The sequence below is a fragment of the Candidatus Kurthia intestinigallinarum genome, from assembly GCF_003991225.1.
Classification (GTDB): Bacteria; Bacillota; Bacilli; order Bacillales_A; family Planococcaceae; genus Kurthia; species Kurthia populi.
The window spans coordinates 1-1,211 of the sequence record NZ_JTFC01000227.1 but is presented as its reverse complement, the minus strand read 5'-3'; the positions used below and the strand labels follow the sequence as shown (position 1 = coordinate 1,211).

The following is a 1,211-nucleotide window of genomic DNA, read 5'->3' as shown; positions in this document are numbered from 1 at the left end:
TGGACATGTCTACTATTGAACGTGCGAAAGAAATGTTTGGTGAAGACAATGTAATGGAAAGTGTTATCAAGCACTTAGAACGCTTAAAAGCTTGGGACGTAACAGGTATCACAGACAACGATATGCACGACCGTAAAGCACACCAAGTATTTTTAGATGTAATTGATGAGCTTGAGGAAAAATTAGCTCAATTCGAGGAGGCTGGTAAGTATGAGTAATGAAAAAGGCGGTTTAATTAAGAAAAAGAAAAAGCCGACAATCATGCAGCCTTCTATTCCCGTGAAGAAAAATGATATGGACTTCGGTTACTCAGCTCCTACAAAACAGGACGAGCAGATAGTAGCTGTTGAAGCACCTACTCCTGTGGTCGTTGAAAAAGAGGTAACAAAAATTGAACCAGCTCAGCCACGTAAAAAGCTTGGCGTTGGGAAAGCCAACAGCACAAAAAGCTTAAAAGTACCAACTGTCATTCACAGTGAAATCAACTTGCTAGGCTCTTTCATGGATGAGGGGAAAACGTATGTGATTTTGCAGAAACTGATTGATAGTTATGTGAAGAACGAGCTAACGGATCGCCAGCAGCGTCAGTTTGAATTTATGGTTGAAGCGTTTCATGAGGAGAAATAATAAAACAAAAAAGAGAACGCGTGTACCAAGCGACACGAGCTCTCTTTATCTGATACGCTAACGCGTGTACCAAGCGACACGAGTTAAACGTTTCTTTATTAATTTATATTCCCATTATGTCAAAAAAATATACATTTTGTCAAGAACGGAGGTGTAATTCAATGCAACCTATACATGAACAAGCAACTACAAATTTACTTATTTGCTTTGATGAAAGCGGTAAAAACAGTAGCGATCCCATTCAATTAATGGGTGCACTTTCAATTCCACTTAACATATATATGCATCCAAACTTTAATACTTTCCATGCATTAAATCAAGAATTTTCATTTCATTGGACGAAATATGGTGGAGATTCAAAAATTGCTAAAGGCATTGAACAGTTATTTGAACAAGCACTTCCTTTAGCTGAATACATGAACTTCAATATGATTCGATATGCTAGTTCTGTTCTAAATTCGCAAGCTCAAAATGTTTTTAAAGACATATATAAACCTAAAAAAACTATTGTAGATAAAACTATTTATACAAAACTCCCTGAGCGTATTTGCTATGGTTTAGTTAGAGGTTATGGTGTACACAAT

At 36.7% G+C, this 1,211-nt stretch carries 1 protein-coding gene and 2 pseudogenes; all 3 read left to right on the top strand.

What is annotated here, in order from left to right; all coding sequences use genetic code 11:
* Positions 1–218: pseudogene (locus QI30_RS20780) on the top strand (ParA family protein); the annotation flags it as partial.
* Entirely contained in the window at positions 211–627 is a 417-nt protein-coding gene (locus QI30_RS20045) for a hypothetical protein (RefSeq protein ID WP_126992166.1), read from the top strand. The pseudogene QI30_RS20780 and the gene QI30_RS20045, both read left to right, overlap by 8 nt.
* A 161-nt stretch (positions 628–788) precedes the next feature.
* Positions 789–1,211: pseudogene (locus QI30_RS20040) on the top strand (hypothetical protein); the annotation flags it as partial.